Here is an 18,694-nt window from a genome sequence, read left to right as displayed (position 1 = left end):
TCCCTTTGGTCGTCGGATGCATTCAAAATCCAGGTTTACGAAACTCTATCTAAATTTATCGTTCAGCACCTAAATTTTAAGAACTCGCCATTCAGATGTGTTTTTATAGAAAATTTGTTTAGCTCAAACAGCCTAAAATTTCACGGTGCTTACACTTCAAATTTCACGATGAATTTTCGATAGGCCGGGGGAATAGAGTCTTTTAAAATTAAGCATTTAACTTTATGATTACTAATTTCTGAAATATGTCAATGACTTGATTCAGATTCTATTAGATCCTGAAACAAGTTCGGGGTAACTTATTTCGACTTGATATTACTCATTCTGAATTTCTATAGGTAGTTTTGCAATATGCAGGATTTTTTTGAAGGCGCTAATTCTCAAAATGTACCAAATCAGGTTATTGCTGAATTTAATAAAGGAATTCAGCTATGGATAAAAAGGGAAGATTTGCTGCATCCTGAAGTTTCGGGCAATAAATTCAGGAAACTAAAGTATAATTTGCTTGAAGCCAAAAGAAGGAATTTTCAAAGCTTGCTAACTTTTGGTGGCGCTCATTCCAACCATATAGCCGCAACAGCCGCTGCGGGAAAATTATTTAATTTTAAAACTATAGGAATTATTCGCGGTGAGGAATTAGAAAGTGCTGTAGAAAAATGGAGTCCCACACTTAAATATGCCAGGTCCTGCGGAATGAATCTTTTATTTGTAAGCCGAGAAGAATACCGAAAAAAAGATTCAGAAGAATATATCGAAAAGTTAAAGAGGAAATTTGGAAACTTTTATCTCGTGCCTGAAGGCGGAACTAACGATCTTGCGATACAAGGCTGCGAGGAAATTATAAATATTTCAGATAAACAATTTGATTTTATATGTACTTCAGTAGGAACCGGTGGAACTTTAGCTGGTATTATAAATTCATCTTCAGCTCTACAAAAAGTAATAGGTTTTTCAGCCTTAAAATCAGATTACCTAAAAGATGAGATTTCTAAAATGACAAATAGAGAAAATTGGGAACTTATACTAGATTATCATTTTGAAGGTTATGCCAGGGTGAATAAGGAACTTATTGAATTCATAAATGATTTTAGTAAAAAATATAAAATCATTTTGGATCCTGTTTATACTGGAAAATTAGTTTTTGGTATTTTTGACCTCATAAAAAAAGGCCATTTTCCTGAAAATTCAAAGATTCTGGTAATTCATACCGGAGGATTACAGGGGATTGAAGGAATGAACCGGCTTTTAAAGAAAAAAGGCCTGCCTCAAATTGTGCATTAATATGAAGATTATACGCATTTTATCAATTTTACTAATTCTGGTTTTAGCAGCTTCCTGTGGAAGTAAAAAAAAGGTGGTAACCAAAAAAGATGATGTTGAGATGGGTAATAGGGGAGAAGAAAACCGGGAAACGCCTGCTGAGGTTGTAGATGATGTAAAAGAAGAAATGCCGCGCAATTCTTATCATTACCGGGTAGAAGATTATATTCGGGATTATTCGGCTATAGCCCAGGAAGAGATGCGATTATATAAGATTCCGGCCAGTATTACCCTGGCGCAGGGAATACTTGAATCTGGAGCAGGAAACGGGGAACTTACCAGAAGGGCGAATAATCATTTTGGGATCAAATGCCACGATTGGAATGGTGAAAAGGTATATCATGATGATGATCGTCGCGGAGAGTGCTTTAGAAAATATAAGCACGCCAGATATTCTTACCGTGATCATTCCTTATTTCTATCTGGAAGAGGTAGATATGCTGAATTATTTGAATTGGATGCAGATGATTACAAAGGCTGGGCCAAGGGTTTAAGAAAGGCAGGATATGCTACAGATCGCAGATATCCTGATAAATTAATAGATCTTATCGAGAGATATGAACTTTATAAATTTGATGGTGATGTGACGAAGCGTCCCACACCAAGATACACCGCGCAACCAGAAAAAGGATTGGAAATTCATGAGGTGCAGAAAGGTGATACCCTATATTCCATTTCAAAAAAATATAATACCTCGGTTGAAGAGATCAAAAAAATGAATGGCTTAAGGAATAATAATATTTCGATTGGCCAGATATTAAGTATTAAGTAAAAAAAACCTACATGGTTTCTTAAAAAATAATTAATCAATGATTTATAAAAGAAGCAGTCAGTTATTCGCAGAAGCGCAAAAAGTAATTCCGGGTGGAGTGAATTCTCCGGTGAGAGCCTTTAAAGCCGTTGGCGGAGAGCCGATTTTTGTTGAAAGAGCTGAAGGTGCTTATTTTTATGATGAAGACGGAAATAAATTAATCGATTATATCAATTCCTGGGGGCCGCTAATTTTGGGCCATGCGCATAGACCTGTTATAGATGCGGTAGTTGAAAAGGCCAAAAAAGGCACTTCTTTCGGAACGCCTACAGAAATTGAAACTAAGATTGCTGAACTAGCGGTAAAAATGGTTCCGAATATTGATAAGATAAGAATGGTGAATTCAGGGACTGAGGCCTGTATGAGCGCTGTTCGTCTTGCTCGTGGATTTACCGGAAAAGAAAAGATCATCAAATTCGCCGGTTGTTATCACGGGCATAGTGATTCTTTCCTTATCCAGGCCGGAAGTGGGGCGGTGACTTTTGGAACTCCTAATAGTCCCGGTGTTACCCAGGGAACTGCAAAAGATACTTTGTTAGCTACCTATAATGATCTCGAAAATGTAAAAAAACTGGTTGAAGCTAATAAGAATGAAATCGCCTGTATCATTTTGGAGCCGGTTGCCGGAAATATGGGATGCATCCCACCTGCTGAAGGTTTTCTGGAAGGATTGAGAAAGATATGTGACGAAACCGGAATTTTACTCGTTTTTGATGAGGTCATGACCGGATTTAGACTTGCACCCGGAGGAGTTCAGGAAAGAGTAGGAGTAAAGGCAGATATTGTTTGCTTCGGAAAAGTGATCGGAGGCGGACTGCCCGTTGGTGCTTTTGCGGCACGTAATGAGATTATGGATTACCTGGCGCCGGTTGGGCCAGTTTATCAGGCCGGAACATTAAGTGGGAACCCGTTGGCGATGGCGGCAGGATTAGCCATGCTTACCGAGCTGGATAGTAAAAGAGAGATCTTTGAAAGCCTTGAGAAAAAGACTGAATACCTCCATAAAGGAATGGAAGAAGTTCTACAAGCGAATAATATTGATTTTACGATCAATAGAATTGGATCGATGATCTCGGTTCATTTTGGGAAAGAACCGGTAAACGATTTTGCTTCCGCAGCTAAATCTGCGAATCTGGGCTTTTTCAATAAATTTTTCCACGGAATGCTGGAAAACGGAATTTATATCGCACCAAGTGCTTACGAAACCTGGTTTATTAGTGATGCCCTTTCCTATGAAGATTTGGATAATACGATTGAAGCGGTAGATAAGGTTGCCAGGACTTTTTAATTTTCATGGGTTTTATGCCAGTTAGTTGCCACTAATTCACTAATGATTTTCAGGAATGTTAAGATAGATTTAGTGCATTAGTGGCAATCATTACATTTTTTTTATGAGCTATGATTAGATTTAATATAACTCAAATCCTGACCGGCAATATAATAATATTGGCCTCTCTTATTTTAGAATTTTCTCTTCCTGAAATAAAACTGTCTATCGTCCTCAGTGATCTCCCTGATCACTTTACACGGATTTCCAGCAGCGATCACATTAGCAGGAATATCCCTGGTCAGTACACTACCTGATCCTATTACGGTATTATCCCCAATTGTGATACCCGGGTTAATTACCGTATTTCCGCCAATCCAAACATTATTTCCAATGGTAACAGGGATTGCGTATTCCCATCCCTGGTTTCTTTTTTCAGCATCAATGGGATGGCCAGCGGTAAAAATACTTACGTTAGGGGCAAGCATGACATTATCACCAATTTTGACTTCGGCGCAATCAAGAATTATAAGGTTATAATTTGAATAGAAATTTTCTCCAAGTGTGATATTATAGCCATAATCGCAATGGAAAGGTGGTTCTATATAGAGTTTATCTTTTGTCGACCCTAACAGTTTTTTCAGAATAGTATTTCGTTCTTTCAGTAATTCGGGAGACAGTGAATTGACTTCAAAACAGGTCTTTTGAGCAAAGAGGCGTTCCTGTGATAGTTCTTTATCTGAAGCTAAATATGGCTGTTGAGTAAGCATTTTTTCTTTTTCCGAAGCCATCTTAGTAGAGATTAATTTATTGCATATCTAACAATTCCTCGAGGTAACACCGCGAATTAGAAAGTCTTGGAACTTTATGTTGACCGCCAACTTTGTTATGTTTTTTTAGCCAATCGTAGAAAAGATCTTTTCTCGCCTGATGGATTTTGGGCATATTCAACGTCATATTATTATAACGTTTGGCTTCATAATCGCTATTCACTTCCTGCAAAGCAAGATCGAGTTGTTCAATAAAATTCTTAAAGTCCCTAGGCGGAGTTTTGAATTCCACGATCCATTCGTGAGCTCCCTTTTCTTTTCCTTCCATAAAAATGGGTGCGACGGTATAATCTATAATTTCACAGTTGGTGACCAGGCAAACTTTTTTTAAGGCTGCTTCCGCATTCTCAATGATCAATTCCTCACCAAAAACATTAATATGATGTTTTGTTCTTCCTGAAACTTTGATCCTGTAAGGATTAAGATCTGTAAATCTTACGGTATCTCCAATCTTATATCGCCAGAGTCCGGCGTTGGTAGTGATAACTACCGCATAATTTTTCCCAATTTCAACCTCACTTAATGGGATGGCCATTTCCTCATCGGTGCCGTATTCGTCCATCGGAATGAATTCATAGAAAATACCATAATCAAGCATTAAAAGCAGATCTTTAGTGTCATTATGGTCCTGACAGGCAAAAAATCCTTCAGAAGCATTATAGATCTCATAAAACCTGAAATCTTCTTTCGGTAGTATTTTTTGATATTGAGAAGCATAAGGTTCAAAGCTAACCCCGCCGTGAAAATAGGCTTCTAAATGAGGCCATACTTCAAATAGGCTTTCTTTACCGGTAGTTTCCAAAACATTATTCAATAAAACCAGCATCCAGCTGGGTACACCGGCCAGGCTGGTAACTTTCTCCCTTATGGTTTCATCAACAATGGCCTGCATTTTATATTCCCAGTCGTGCATTAAAGAAACTTCATTGCTTGGAGTACTGCTAAATTCTGCCCAAAAAGGCATATTATCTATTAATATTGCGGAAAGATCTCCGTAAGAAGTGCCATTTTCCTGGTATAACTCTTTACTTCCGCCAAGCCGTAAACTCTTTCCAGTAAACATTTGTGACTGTGGATTGTTATTCAGATAAATGCATAATAGATCTTTCCCGGCCGCATAATGGCAATCTTCCAGTGAATCCTGACTTACAGGAATAAATTTACTTTTCGCGCTGGTAGTACCGCTGGATTTTGCAAACCATCTAATGCCAGTTGGCCAGAAAATATTAGATTCACCTTGACGGCTTCTTTCTATAACCTCCTGATAATCCTCATAATTTTGAATAGGTACACGCTGCCTGAATGTTTCATAAGAATTGATTTCAGAAAAATAATATCGCCTGCCAAATTCAGTATTTTTAGCTTTTGAAAGAAGGCCTTTAAGCAGTTCATTCTGAACCTCATGTGGATATTTTATGAACAATTCCATTTGATGAATTCTCTTTTTAAGAAACCATGAAGCTATCGAGTTGACTAATGGAATTGGCATTATTCTTCTTATCTTTAACGCTTATATTTAAAGGGCGTCGGGTTATTTCGTTAAAAATAAACGAAACTTTGAAGCCTGCAAAAAATTCATTCAGTCTTAAAACAAAAATTTAGATGCGATACGAAGGTGTATTAACTAAAATGAGAACAGAAATTACTGATGTGGTTCAGTATTACCTGGTTTGGGAAAATGATTTTATTAATATGAACCAGATGCTGGGAAAGAAATTGAGCATCAATTTTCTTCGATATCAATGCCTTAACTGCGAACTGGAAAAGAAGATCTACAGACAGGGTTTTTGTTATGATTGTTTTGGGGCAATTCCGCAAGCGGGAGACTGGGTGATAAGTCCTGAAAAGAGTAAAGCGCATTTGGGAGAGGAAGATCGCGACCTGGAATTCGAAAAAAGGGCACAGTTACAACCACATGTAGTTTATCTGGCAAATTCCAGCGATGTAAAAGTTGGGGTTACCAGAAGAAATCAGATTCCAACCAGGTGGATAGATCAGGGAGCACATGAAGCGATTGAAATTGTGGAGGTTCCTAATCGTTATCTTGCCGGAATTACCGAAGTTGCCTTAAAAGATCATGTTTCAGATAAAACTAACTGGAGAAGAATGCTAACGAATGATGTTTTAGATCTGAATCTCGAAGAAGAACGGGAAAAATTGAGAGATTTTATTCCAGCTGAAGCCAAAGAATATTATATCGCAAATAATAAAGAAACGGAAATAAAATTCCCGGTTAAGGAATTCCCCGAAAAGGTAAAATCACTGAACCTTGTAAAAAATCCTTTTTTCGAAGGAGAACTTTCCGGTATCAAAGGTCAGTATCTTATTTTTAAAGATGGAACTGTTTTCAATGTCCGTGGGAATGAAGGTTTGGTTGTGGAATTGAAAGTATTGGCTTAATAAATATTTCAAGGACATTCATAACCTTCCAACTTGAGACTGCTTCGTTCCACTCGCAGTAACGTTAGCCAGGTTATTTCGAGCAAAGTGAAGGAATTTCATGTATAGAACGGCTGCACTGAGCCTGTTGAAGCGCAAATAATAATGAGTATTCGTTTTCCGCAAAGCATCACGAAAAAGAAATCAGTTCATTTATTTTAAGTTTATTGAGATCTCTCCCTTTGATCGAGATGACACATTAGAAAACCTAAAATTATAACCAATGTCATTCCCAACGGAGTGCAGGAATCTCACTTTGAGACTGCTTCCCTTTTTTCGCAGTGACTTTTAATATGTTTGTTTTCGTCATGCTGAACTCGTTTAAGCATCTTAAGTATGACCCTGAAACATGTTCAGTGTTACGCACTGAGAGCCTGTGGAAGGGCAATTAATTCTGCTTGGTAGTATCCTTTTTCTTTTTTGAACTATTAAGAATTCCTCCCAGGATATTCTTTGCCGCATCCTGAACCTGTTTTTGTTGCGACTGGTTTATCGAGTCTCTTTTGGTAACAGGTGTATTAGCTGCAGTAGAATCTCTATTTACCGCAGTGGTGTCGTTTTTAGTAAAAGGCCTATTAGGATCTCTCTTTCCCTGCAAAATGTCATTAATGGCATCTACAGCTTTATTTTCAAGATTTTTCTTTTGCTGAGCCACAACTTTTTGAGTAAGATTATTCACCGCCTGCTGCATATCTAATTTAATCTGCGGACTCTGAAAATTACCAGTAATCCCAATAGGTAGAGCTATCGTTGTGTTTGCAATTGTTTCGCCGCTTAATTTTCCTAAAGTACCACTCACTTCAGAACCAAGGTATTTTGCCGGAACATCAAGTTTTAGGTCATAGTTCAGGTTCATATCGAAACCATGACTACCTGAAACCTGAAAATCTATTCCTTTAATATTGAAATTCATGGGAGCGATTTGCACCATCCCATCATTGAATGTAAGTTTGGTTTTAAGCTTGCTTAGGTCAATATCATTGAAATCAATAAAATTAAGCTGATTATCAAGTTTAGCCAATAATGCTGCTTTTTCAGGATTTATTTCTGCAGTTAATAATTCAGCGAGGGCATTCCCTACCAGGCTTGACAATTGCGGGGTTAAATCTTCATTCAAATTACCTTTAAGGTTCAGGGTAGATTGAAGCTTACCTTCAATAGCCTGTGCCAGGGGAGCGAGATTTTGCATTAATTCTAATCCGTTAAAGGAAGATGCAATATCCAAAGAATTCAGGTTTAGATCCATTTCAAAAACCGGAGTAGGATTCTTAGTGGAAACCATTCCATTCATTCCAATACTACCATTGAAAATATTGGTAGAAATATCCTGTAATCTGGCCGTTTCATCTCTTATGATAAGAAGTCCTTTTGCGTTTTTAAGTTCCAGATTATCGTAAAGTACCGTATTTGCAGTGAATCTCAGCTCCATATCAAGAAAAGAAGGAACTTTAACCGCTTCTTTCCCGGTAGTTTTAGCTACTGTTTTTTCATTTCCGTTTCCATCGGTAGTAGTGATCTCTTCAGTTTCAGCTACCATAAAATCATTTACTGAAAACATATTGGATTGAACCTGGAAATTACCTTTCAGTTGTTCATCTGTTAGCAGGAATCCTATAAGATTTTGGAGTGAACCGGAGGCAGTAAGATCAGATTTTCCTGTAGTAAGTTTTAAATTAGGGACACTTACATTTCCTTGATTAAATGTGAGGTCGGCATTAGCGATCTGTACCTCATTTGGAATTTCGGGAGAGGAATACCTGAAATTCTTAATAGAGGCCTTTCCGCTGCTTTTTACATTTTGATATTGCTCCTTTTCAATAGAGTTCATATCAAAGCTCGTCTTGATATCTGCCGTAAGAATTCCGTTAAGATCCTGTTCCATTTCAAAAGGATAGGCCTGGCTGATATTGGCAAGATTTACCGTGCCCTTTAAGGCAAGGTCTATCAGCATATTTTCGGTAATATTGCTGATATTTCCATTTGCAGAAAATTGATCCTGATCAATCCTGAAAGTGGCATTATTAATATTTATGTAGGTTTCTTCGGCAAGCCCGGTATCATTCAGAACTTCCATGTCTAAATTAATATCCTGAACACTCTTTGGTAGATCTGGATATTTAAATGACGCATTATTTGAAGTGACTTTAATATCCATTTTCGGGATATAAGTGTCATCAGCTTTTCCAAAGATTCTTCCGTTTACCACAAAATCACCATTGGTATCTACATTTTCAATATTCTTCGCATAGATTTCAGGAATAACCGCCAGGAAATTTTTAAAATCTGATGAAGGCGTTTTAAAGCTGATATCCATTTCAGTATTGTCCTCATTTACCTGGACATATCCATCAAATGTGAGTGGCAACTGATTGATTTTCGCTTCATTTTCAAGGAAAGTATATTTCATATTCTCGAGATCCATCTGAAAAACAGCATCGAGGATCAATGTGTTCTGATTCAGATAATTTACGCCATCGTAATCTAAAGAAACCAATGCTTCAGAATAAGTTTCGAGTTCAGACTGGTCTAATGAAAAATCACCATTTCCTTCATGATTCAGATTTTCCACATCTAAACTGACTTTTGAGGATTTATCGTCATATTTAACCCGCGAATTATTGATCTCGTAATGTTTTAGATCAAGGCTAAAAGGAGTACCGTTGGAAGTGGAGGTGGCAGTGGTAGTGTCTTCTATAGCAATATCATAATTGGCATTACCAAGGGAATCTACTTTGATATTGATATAGGCATTGTTCAAGGTTAATTGATCTATCTTTTTAGCCTCATCGCTGCTTTTAAAAAGCTCTTTTATGGACATTTCCAGCGTTACTTCTTCTCCAAGAGCCAAAGTATCTCCCTGGAAAGGTTCGTTGTTAATAATGCTAAGGTCTTCTATCACCAGGGTTGCCTGGGGAAAACTACGAAACATGCTTAGATCGATATCCTTAAAATCTACCTGAGCATTTAAATTATCGTTTAATGTTTTCTTCACCAGATCTTTGAGTTGTGATTCAAAAATAAAGGGCGCCACGATCATTAAGATGATCACGGTAAGTATTATAAATCCAACTATTTTTAAAGCCTTTTTCATGAGTGTGATTTTATGTGGAATAGGCCAATACTAGTTTCCTCGTTATCGGAAAGCTAATACTGCATAATTCATTTTTCAACATGTATATATAAACACTAATTTTTATGCCATTTCTATTTCTTCCGCATTTTTTAAATGAAATAATCTTCGTAAACCATATACCGCGATATATAAGAACGGCGTGTCTAACACGGCAATCAAAACTTTAAAGAGAAACCCGCTAATTAACAGCCCGCCAAATAAATCCCAGTCTATTTTTCCAAAACTACAGAGCAAAAATAAGACCGAAAAGGTGTCTACAAATTGCGAAAGGAAGGTCGAAAAATTATTTCTTAACCATAAATGCCTTCCTTTGGTGAGTTTTTTCCAAAAATGGAATAGTTGTATATCTATATATTGTGCCAGTAAATATGCAACCATAGACGCAAATACAGCGACTGCTGTTGCGCCGAAAACTTTCTCAAATAGAGAATTGCCTATTGGAGACCATGCGGTAGCAGGAACCCCATCTGCTACAAAAACGATCAATAAGGAAAAGAACGATGCAAAAATACCTGTGGTTACTACCTGGTTAGCTTTCTTTTTTCCGTAGACCTCGCTAATAATATCTGTAATTAGAAAAGTCACCGGATACGGCAGTATTCCAACTGAAATCTCAAAAGTATAAAGTCCGAAAAAATCCCAGTAGAAAAACTTTTGAAAGATAAGGTTAGATACAACCAGTGAAGCTATAAAAAGAGCGCTTAAGATCATATAAATTTGTTGAGCCCTAAGCTTTTCTTTCAGATAATGTTTTACCAAATTTTGTTATTAAGTCTTTTGTCAAAATTAAGAGTATGTGCTTTTGTTTTGCTTAATTTGCTGTGAAATTATGTAGCGCTACCTCTTAAAATTTTCTTAATTCGTCTTGAAATCCCCTAAAACAGTAATACTAGCATTGGGAAGCAACCTTGGTGACCGCCGAGGTTTTATGCAGCAAGCCCTTGAAAAGATACATGAAAATATTGGTTGGATCTTGGAAGTTTCGAGAATATATGAAACTCCGGCCTGGGGATTTAAAGGGAATTCTTTTTTGAACGCATGCATTTCTGTTTCTACGAGACTGGAATCTGAAGAAGTTCTTATCGAACTTTTAAATATTGAAAATGAGTTAGGAAGAGAGCGAACTGATGCTGAGAATTATCAGAATAGAACGATAGATTTGGATATACTTCTCCTTGAAAATGAGGTAATTGAGACCGAAACTTTAAAAATTCCGCATCCGGGAATTCCAAACCGGAGTTTTGTATTACAGCCCCTCAATGATATTGCAGGTTCAGATAAACACCCGGTTTCAGGAAAAAAGATGAGTCAAATACTAAAAGAAACTACAGATACTTCTGAAATTTCGGTTTCTTCTGAAAAACTTACGAAGTCGGAAATGAAATTTCATTTTCCAGCCTTTAATTATATTGCGGTGGAAGGGAATATTGGTGCCGGGAAAACCAGTTTTTCTACCATGGTTTCAGAAGATTTCAACGCGAAATTAATTCTGGAAAGATTCAAGGATAACCCATTTCTGCCAAAATTCTACGAAAATAAGGAACGTTATGCTTTTCCTCTGGAAATGTCTTTCCTGGCAGATCGTTACCAGCAGCTTTCAGATGATCTGGCCCAGTATGATCTTTTCAAGGACTTTGTGATCTCAGATTATGATGTTTTTAAATCCCTGATCTTTGCAAAAATTACGCTTCATGACGATGAATATTCTTTGTACCACAAACTTTTTCACTTGATGTATAAAGAACTGGTAAAGCCAGAATTATATATTTATTTGTATCAAAATACGGAGCGTTTACTGGAAAATATTAAAAAAAGAGGCCGTGATTACGAACAAAATATCCAGCCGGAATATTTAATGGACATAAATAAGAGTTATCTCAATTTCATTAAATCGCAGAGTAATATGAAAGTTCAGATCATAGATATTTCGGGGCTCGATTTTGTATCTAATAGAAAAGACTATTTGTGGCTGCTTTCAGAAATTGATAAGGCAGTGAATTAATTTGAAAGCTTCATTTTAGCAAAGAGATCCCAAAGCACCACTCCAGTACTTACTGAAATATTCAAGGAATGCTTGCTTCCCAGTTGTGGTATTTCAATAACCGCATCACTGGAAGAAACAACTTGTTGCTGAACGCCTTTAACTTCATTGCCAAACACCAATGCGCAGGTTTTTCCCGGCTCAGGTTGAAAATCATTTAGCATTACAGCGCCTTCCGCCTGCTCGATAGAGAAAACTTTTATACCATCTGCCTTTAGCCTGTTAACTATTTCCAGGCTGTCTTCCATATATTCCCAGGCAACTGTTTCGGTAGCGCCTAATGCAGTTTTTTGAATATCCTTATGTGGCGGTTTGGCCGTAATCCCGCAGAGATATATTTTTTGAATTAAAAAAGCATCGGCAGTTCGAAAAACGGACCCAATATTATTCAGGCTTCTTACATTGTCCAGGATCACAATAATAGGGGTTTTTTTAGCTTCCTTAAATTGATCTACACTTTTTCTATCGAGTTCGCTGTTTCGCAATTTTCTCTTTTCCATAGCGCAAAAATAAAAATTTGAAGTATTATTTTACGTTATATAATCATCTGTAATTCAAAACATTATAATTTTTTCACTAAATTAGAATTCATATTTCCTCCAATCTTATCTGGTAACCATTTTTTGTTATGGTTTTATTACTAATTAAAACCAATTATTATGAAAATTTTTAAGCTCACCACAATGGCAGTCATACTTTTCTTAATTGCCGGAAATTTTAGCTTCGCTCAGGAAATGCAAGCTGAAAAATATGAAAACCCGGAATGGGTAAATATTGCCTATATCAAGTTTAAGCCTATGAAGAAAGATCCAGCGATGAGCATCGTGGAGAATTTTTTTATGAAAGCAGATGAAGATGCCGGGATAGATGCTCCCACTAGCTATCACTTTGCATTTGGGAAATATGATATGATGGTAATTTGGAAAATGGAAGAAGGTGTTGAAACACTTAATTATAAAATGACACCTGAAGATGTTGAGTGGATGACGTCTATGGCAAAGATCGCTGGGGGACAGGAAAAAGCGATGGCGAAATTAGAGGAATTTATGTCTTATGTGGAGACCTGGGATAATGCCCTGGCTAGAAAAGATTAAAATTTAGAAAAAGTAAAAAAGGTTGGGAAGTAAATCTCATCTTATTATGGTCTCTGGTGATATAAGAATTTAAAACCAAAAAAAAAATAACCTTATGAATAGTAAACAAAAACACTGGAACAAATCTGAACTTCAAACCTACATTTTAATGCTTTGTGCAAATGCAGACTCCAATGTGACCAACGAGGAGTTGGAATTAATAAAGCTCAAAACAGATAAAGACACTTTTGAAACGATTTATCGTGAATTTTCCAGTGATACAGAAGAAGAGAGCCTGGAAAAAATACAGGATAACCTGGTGTTGCATGAGTATTCCCATAAAGAACTTGTAAGGCTAAGAAAGGAAATGTTTGAAGTATTCTTTTCCGATAAAAAATATACCAGAATGGAGAATACGCTGGATAAGATTTTAGATAATATTCTTTATTAAAAGAGAATTGAATGGGCTTAGAGTATCATTTTTCAGAAATTAAGGATAAGAGGATCTGCCTATGAAAAATTCAGAAATCAAACCTTCAGTCCATTTAAAAAATAAGCATACAGATGATCTTATTGATCATTATTGGGGGAGTATAAGCTATGTGTCCAGCCTTATCAAAGCTTCAGAGTTAAAAGCCGGTCTTATTCTCTCTTTCTACGGAATATTGCTCAATTTTGTGTATCAGAATATTGGAATGGTGCTTGCTCAATTTCAAAATAATCTGCCAATTTATATTCTGCTTACAATTTGGTTTTCCTGCGTTGTAATTTCCATTTATTATAGCATACGTTGTTTTATGCCCAGGATTGAATCTAAATACGAAAGGAATATTTTCTTTTTTGGCGATGTGATCTCGAAATTCGGCGATATTAAAGAATTTTCAAAAACCTTTTTCTCTATAAGCGTGGATGAGAACCAGTTATTTGACCAGTTAGGGCAGCAAATCTTTATCAATGCCAAAATCGCCAATTTGAAGTTCAGGAATGTGCAGCGGGCGCTTAAATTTCTTGCCATTCAGTTTATATTTCTTTTGATTATTGTGATCTTTTACGTGGTTGCAACCTTCCTATAATGCGTGTTTTTAATCATACTTTTACAGACTTTACTTTGGATTAGATTTATAAATTTGAATGAAATTTTCAGAGGTAGGAACCGACTGAGGGAATTCATTTATTTTATACCAAACTAAAATTCAGAAAGCTTGCCCCGACCCAAAAAATCATTTGAAACCAATAATATTAATTTTAAAGAGAGTTTTGCCTCTCTGAAGTTTGTGCCCCGTTTTTTCAAGGAGATAAAAAAGGTGAATCCTGTACTTTTTTATTTAAATGTCTTCGGCCGAATCTTGAATGCAATACTTCCCGTGGTCATGTTATGGTTGGGGAAACTGATCATTGATGAGGTAGTAATCCAAATTGCTGCGGAAACAAAAGATCTTGATCTTCTTTGGCTTCTGGTAGCAGCAGAATTTGGCCTTGCCATTATTTCAGATCTTTTAAGTCGTGGGATCAGTCTTAGCGATGCTTTGCTGGGAGATCAATATTCCATAGATACTTCAGTTAAGATCATTAAAAAGACTTCAGAATTAAATCTTGATCAGTTAGAAGATTCAGAATTCTATGATAAGTTAGAAAGAGCCAGGCAGCAAACTACGGGAAGAGTAGGATTAATGTCGAATATTCTAGCGCAGGGAGAAGACGTGATCGTTATTATTTCCCTACTCGCGGGAGTGGTTGCTTTTGAACCATGGCTTATAATTTTGCTGGTAGTTTCCATTATTCCTACGATCATTAACGAAATTAAATTCAGCGGTACCAGTTATTCGCTGGCACGAAGCTGGACCCAGGAACGACGGGAATTGGATTATTTACGATATGCCGGCGCCAGTGATGTGACGGCCAAAGAAGTTAAATTATTCGGATTATCCAATTACCTGGCAGATCGATTTAAGGGGCTTTCAGATAAGTATTACTTGCAAAGCAAGCGTCTGGCGAAGCAACGTGCCGGTTGGGGGTCTGTATTTAACGTAATTGGAACGGCTGCTTATTATGGTGCCTATATTTTTATCATTTTCCGAACCGTGGCCGGAATATTTAGTCTTGGTGATCTTACATTCCTTTCCGGATCTTTCAACCGGTTGAGATCGAAACTACAGGGGTTTTTTACTCGCTTTACGGCAATTACAGAAAGTGCCCTTTACCTGCAGGATTATTTTGAATTTCTGGATCTTTCTTATGCTGAAAGTGCTACCGATGGAAAATTGGATCTACCTCAAAAAATTGAAAAAGGCTTTGAATTTAAGAACGTTGGCTTCAAATATCCTAAATCTGAAAATTGGGTAGTTAGAAATATTAATTTTGAACTGAAGGCCGGAGAGAAACTTGCATTCGTTGGAGAAAACGGAGCCGGTAAAACTACTCTGATCAAACTCTTGCTTCAGTTTTACGAGCCAACAGAGGGAGAGATCCTGCTGGATGGTATTCCGATTAAAAAATATGACCAGTCGGCTTACAGGCAATATTTTGGAGTTATCTTCCAGGATTTCGTGAAGTTTGAATTAACGCTTCGCGAGAATATCGCGATGGGAGAAATTCAGGAAATAGAGAACCAGGAACGAATTGATAGCGCCGCCGAAAAAAGTCTGGCCCGGGAAGTGGTTTCAGATCTTCCGCTGGGATATAGTCAGCCCCTGGGAAAACGTTTTAAACACGGAAAGGATCTTTCCGGCGGACAGTGGCAAAAGATCGCCATCGCCAGGTCTTATATGAAAGATGCTGAGGTTTTAGTCCTGGATGAACCTACTTCAGCTTTAGATGCGCGGGCAGAAACGGAAGCTTTTCAAAGATTTATCCAGTTAACCCAGGGGAAAACCGCTGTGATCATTTCGCATAGGTTCAGTACCGTGAGAATTGCCGATAGGATTATGGTTTTAAAAGATGGAGCTGTATTAGAAATTGGGACACACAAAGAACTCATGCAAAATGATAAGTTGTATGCGGAACTTTTTAATCTCCAGGCGGCCGGTTACCAATAATATATCTGTTGTTCTTTATAACTTGTGAGAAAATAGTAATTCCTGCATTTTAGCAGAAAGCAATAGATTACTTACTTTAGCGATCAAGAAAATTCCCGCAAGTTGGCAGCAAAAAAATCACAGAAGGTTACCCCGTTAATGCAGCAGTATAACACCATCAAGCTAAAATATCCTGATGCGATGTTATTATTTAGGGTAGGCGATTTTTACGAGACTTTTGGAGAAGACGCAGTAAAGGCTGCAAGAATCCTGAATATCGTTCTTACCAATCGTAATAATGGAGGGGAACGAACCGAACTTGCTGGCTTTCCACATCATTCTTTGAACACCTATTTGCCAAAACTGGTAAAAGCAGGGCAGCGGGTGGCCATCTGTGATCAGCTGGAAGATCCTAAAATGACCAAGACCATTGTGAAACGTGGTGTCACCGAACTGGTGACTCCCGGTGTTGCGATGAATGATGATATACTTCAAAGCAAATCCAATAATTTTCTTTGTGCAGTTCACTTCGGAAAAAAGAATCTGGGAGTTTCTTTTTTAGATGTTTCTACGGGAGAATTCTTGTGCGCACAGGGAAACCGGGAATATATAGACAAATTACTTCAGAATTTCGGGCCGAGTGAAATTCTGGTTCAGAAAAAAAATAAGAAAGAGTTCAGCGAGAGTTTCGGAAAAGATCATCATTGCTTTTACCTGGATGACTGGATCTTTAAAATTGATTATGCTGAAGAGACTTTGAATACTCATTTTCAAACCAAGTCACTAAAAGGTTTTGGAATAGATCACCTGGAAGAAGGAATTATTGCTTCCGGAGCAGTTCTTTATTACCTAGCTGAAACGAGACATCACCGGCTTCAGCATATATCCTCCATAAACCGGATCGCAGAAGAGCAGTATGTGTGGATGGACCGGTTTACCATTAGAAATTTGGAATTATATCATTCTACCGCAGCGAATGCAGTTACGCTTTTAGACGTGATAGATAAGACCATTTCGCCTATGGGTGGCCGCTTATTAAAACGCTGGCTCGCCTTACCTCTTAAAGATGCTGAAATGATCAATAAAAGGCTGGAGGTAGTAGATTTTTTGATTAGAAACCCGGAAATTCATACCAATATCCAGGATCAGATTCGGGAAATAAGTGATTTGGAGCGACTTATTTCAAAGGTGGCCACTCAAAGGATTAGTCCAAGAGAAGTAAATCAGCTAAAACATTCGTTGAATGCGATCATCCCGGTAAAAGAGCTGGCATTAAAGTCGAAGAACGAAGCGTTAAAGATCATCGGTGATAATTTACATTCCTGTGACCTGCTTCGCGAAAAGATTTCAGAAAGCATTAGTGAAGAGGCGCCGGTAAATATCCAGAAGGGAAATGTGATCGCCAGCGGATTTTCCAAAGAACTGGATGATCTTAGAAATATAGCTTTTTCAGGAAAAGATTACCTGGACACCATGATCCAGAGAGAAACGGAAGCTACAGGTATTTCTTCGCTTAAAATAGGTAGTAATAATGTCTACGGTTATTATATTGAGGTTCGTAATACCCATAAAGATAAGGTGCCTGCAAACTGGACACGCAAGCAAACTCTGGTGAATGCTGAACGTTATATTACAGAAGAGCTTAAAGAATATGAATCGAAAATCCTTGGCGCCGAAGAAAAGATCCTGCATTTAGAGCAGGAATTGTTCGCTAAACTAATCTCCTGGATGGGAGAATATATAGATCCTGTACAACAAAATGCAAAATTGATCGCAAGATTAGACTGCCTTTGTTCTTTTGCTCAGCAGGCGCAGACAGAAAATTATTCCAGACCCGAGATACTGGATTCTTTTGCTTTAGATATTGAGGAAGGCCGTCATCCCGTAATAGAAAAACAATTGCCACCGGGAGAGGTTTACGTAACCAATAACGTCCATCTGGACAGGGAAGAGCAGCAGATCATTATGATCACCGGTCCGAATATGAGTGGTAAGTCAGCCATCTTAAGACAAACAGCTTTGATCGTTTTAATGGCTCAAATGGGAAGTTTTGTTCCTGCTAAGTCTGCCGAGATAGGTTTAGTAGATAAAATTTTTACCAGGGTAGGAGCCAGCGATAATATTTCTATGGGGGAGTCGACTTTTATGGTAGAGATGAATGAAACGGCCAGTATTCTGAACAATATTTCTGATCGAAGCCTGGTATTGCTTGATGAAATTGGTCGTGGAACCAGTACTTATGACGGGATTTCCATCGCCTGGGCTATCAGTGAATATTTGCATGAGCATCCTTCAAAACCTAAAACCCTGTTCGCCACACATTATCATGAGCTTAATGAAATGTGCGAAACCTTTGAAAGGATCAAAAATTTCAACGTTTCCGTAAAAGAATTAAAAGACAATGTGCTTTTTCTGCGGAAACTGGTACCGGGAGGTAGTGAGCATAGTTTTGGGATCCATGTGGCGAAAATGGCCGGAATGCCCCAAATGGTTTTGCATAGGGCCAATAAGATACTGGCAAAACTTGAAGCATCTCACTCCATGGAAGATTCCGGCGAAATAATGAAGAGATCTGCGGAAGACGAAATGCAGCTGAGTTTCTTTAACCTTGACGATCCTTTACTGGAAGATTTGAAGCAGGAATTACTTGGAATAGATATAGATACCTTAACTCCGGTAGAAGCTTTGATGAAATTGAATGAGATTAAAAGGATGCTGGGGAAGAATAATAAACAATGAGCAATCAACAATAAACAGAGGTCACTG

The 18,694-nt window shown here is 37.6% G+C and carries 15 protein-coding genes; 10 read left to right on the top strand and 5 right to left on the bottom strand.

The window, feature by feature from the left end; translation table 11 throughout:
• Positions 1-351: 351 nt before the first annotated feature.
• The 3 genes from Q1K34_RS09765 to hemL are packed head-to-tail and all read left to right on the top strand — an operon-like array spanning position 352 to position 3,419.
• Entirely contained in the window at positions 352-1,281 is a 930-nt protein-coding gene (locus Q1K34_RS09765; protein ID WP_300437859.1) for a 1-aminocyclopropane-1-carboxylate deaminase/D-cysteine desulfhydrase, read from the top strand.
• A gap of 1 nt (position 1,282) precedes the next feature.
• A complete protein-coding gene (locus Q1K34_RS09760) occupies positions 1,283-2,092 on the top strand; it encodes a glucosaminidase domain-containing protein (protein WP_300437856.1) in 810 nt (269 codons plus the stop codon).
• Positions 2,093-2,129: 37 nt separating this feature from the next.
• Positions 2,130-3,419: a glutamate-1-semialdehyde 2,1-aminomutase gene (gene hemL / locus Q1K34_RS09755; RefSeq protein WP_300437854.1), complete on the top strand. Its 1,290-nt coding sequence runs from the start codon at positions 2,130-2,132 to the stop codon at positions 3,417-3,419.
• 173 nt (positions 3,420-3,592) lie between these two features.
• On the opposite strand, the gene Q1K34_RS09750 is transcribed toward hemL, so the two are convergent.
• Both Q1K34_RS09750 and Q1K34_RS09745 read right to left on the bottom strand, forming a co-directional pair.
• Entirely contained in the window at positions 3,593-4,189 is a 597-nt protein-coding gene (locus Q1K34_RS09750) for a sugar O-acetyltransferase (protein ID WP_300437852.1), read from the bottom strand.
• Positions 4,190-4,205: 16 nt separating this feature from the next.
• Positions 4,206-5,717, bottom strand: a complete 1,512-nt coding sequence (locus Q1K34_RS09745; protein ID WP_300437849.1) for a GH3 auxin-responsive promoter family protein — start codon at positions 5,715-5,717, stop codon at positions 4,206-4,208.
• Positions 5,718-5,830: 113 nt separating this feature from the next.
• Here Q1K34_RS09745 and Q1K34_RS09740 point away from each other — a divergent pair, with 113 nt between their 5' ends.
• Complete coding sequence (locus Q1K34_RS09740) at positions 5,831-6,628, top strand: DUF2797 domain-containing protein (protein ID WP_300437846.1); 798 nt, start codon at positions 5,831-5,833, stop codon at positions 6,626-6,628.
• A gap of 427 nt (positions 6,629-7,055) precedes the next feature.
• On the opposite strand, the gene Q1K34_RS09735 is transcribed toward Q1K34_RS09740, so the two are convergent.
• A complete protein-coding gene (locus Q1K34_RS09735) occupies positions 7,056-9,758 on the bottom strand; it encodes an AsmA family protein (RefSeq protein WP_300437843.1) in 2,703 nt (900 codons plus the stop codon).
• 102 nt (positions 9,759-9,860) lie between these two features.
• Entirely contained in the window at positions 9,861-10,511 is a 651-nt protein-coding gene (locus tag Q1K34_RS09730; protein ID WP_300437841.1) for a queuosine precursor transporter, read from the bottom strand.
• A gap of 154 nt (positions 10,512-10,665) precedes the next feature.
• Between Q1K34_RS09730 and folK the strand changes: the two genes are divergently transcribed.
• The gene (gene folK / locus Q1K34_RS09725; protein WP_300437839.1) at positions 10,666-11,802 is read left to right on the top strand and encodes a 2-amino-4-hydroxy-6-hydroxymethyldihydropteridine diphosphokinase; all 1,137 of its coding nucleotides are present in this window, start codon (positions 10,666-10,668) and stop codon (positions 11,800-11,802) included.
• Here the strand turns inward: folK and Q1K34_RS09720 are convergent.
• On the bottom strand, positions 11,799-12,341 hold the full coding sequence (locus Q1K34_RS09720; protein WP_300437837.1) for an RNA methyltransferase: 543 nt from the start codon (positions 12,339-12,341) through the stop codon (positions 11,799-11,801). The genes folK and Q1K34_RS09720 overlap by 4 nt on opposite strands.
• A gap of 159 nt (positions 12,342-12,500) precedes the next feature.
• Between Q1K34_RS09720 and Q1K34_RS09715 the strand changes: the two genes are divergently transcribed.
• The 5 genes from Q1K34_RS09715 (at position 12,501) to mutS (ending at position 18,667) form a co-directional block, all read left to right on the top strand.
• A complete protein-coding gene (locus tag Q1K34_RS09715) occupies positions 12,501-12,935 on the top strand; it encodes a hypothetical protein (protein ID WP_300437835.1) in 435 nt (144 codons plus the stop codon).
• 94 nt (positions 12,936-13,029) lie between these two features.
• Entirely contained in the window at positions 13,030-13,365 is a 336-nt protein-coding gene (locus Q1K34_RS09710) for a hypothetical protein (RefSeq protein WP_300437833.1), read from the top strand.
• Positions 13,366-13,426: 61 nt separating this feature from the next.
• Positions 13,427-13,987 carry a Pycsar system effector family protein gene (locus tag Q1K34_RS09705; protein WP_300437831.1) on the top strand — a complete coding sequence of 187 codons (561 nt, stop codon included), beginning with the start codon at positions 13,427-13,429 and terminating at the stop codon, positions 13,985-13,987.
• Positions 13,988-14,116: 129 nt separating this feature from the next.
• Complete coding sequence (locus tag Q1K34_RS09700) at positions 14,117-15,949, top strand: ABC transporter ATP-binding protein (protein ID WP_300437829.1); 1,833 nt, start codon at positions 14,117-14,119, stop codon at positions 15,947-15,949.
• A gap of 102 nt (positions 15,950-16,051) precedes the next feature.
• Entirely contained in the window at positions 16,052-18,667 is a 2,616-nt protein-coding gene (gene mutS, locus Q1K34_RS09695; RefSeq protein WP_300437826.1) for a DNA mismatch repair protein MutS, read from the top strand.
• Positions 18,668-18,694: the final 27 nt, after the last annotated feature.

Source organism: Christiangramia sp. (genome assembly GCF_029937855.1).
In the GTDB taxonomy this organism is placed as follows: Bacteria; Bacteroidota; Bacteroidia; order Flavobacteriales; family Flavobacteriaceae; genus Christiangramia.
This window is presented reverse-complemented; position numbering and strand designations above follow the sequence as displayed.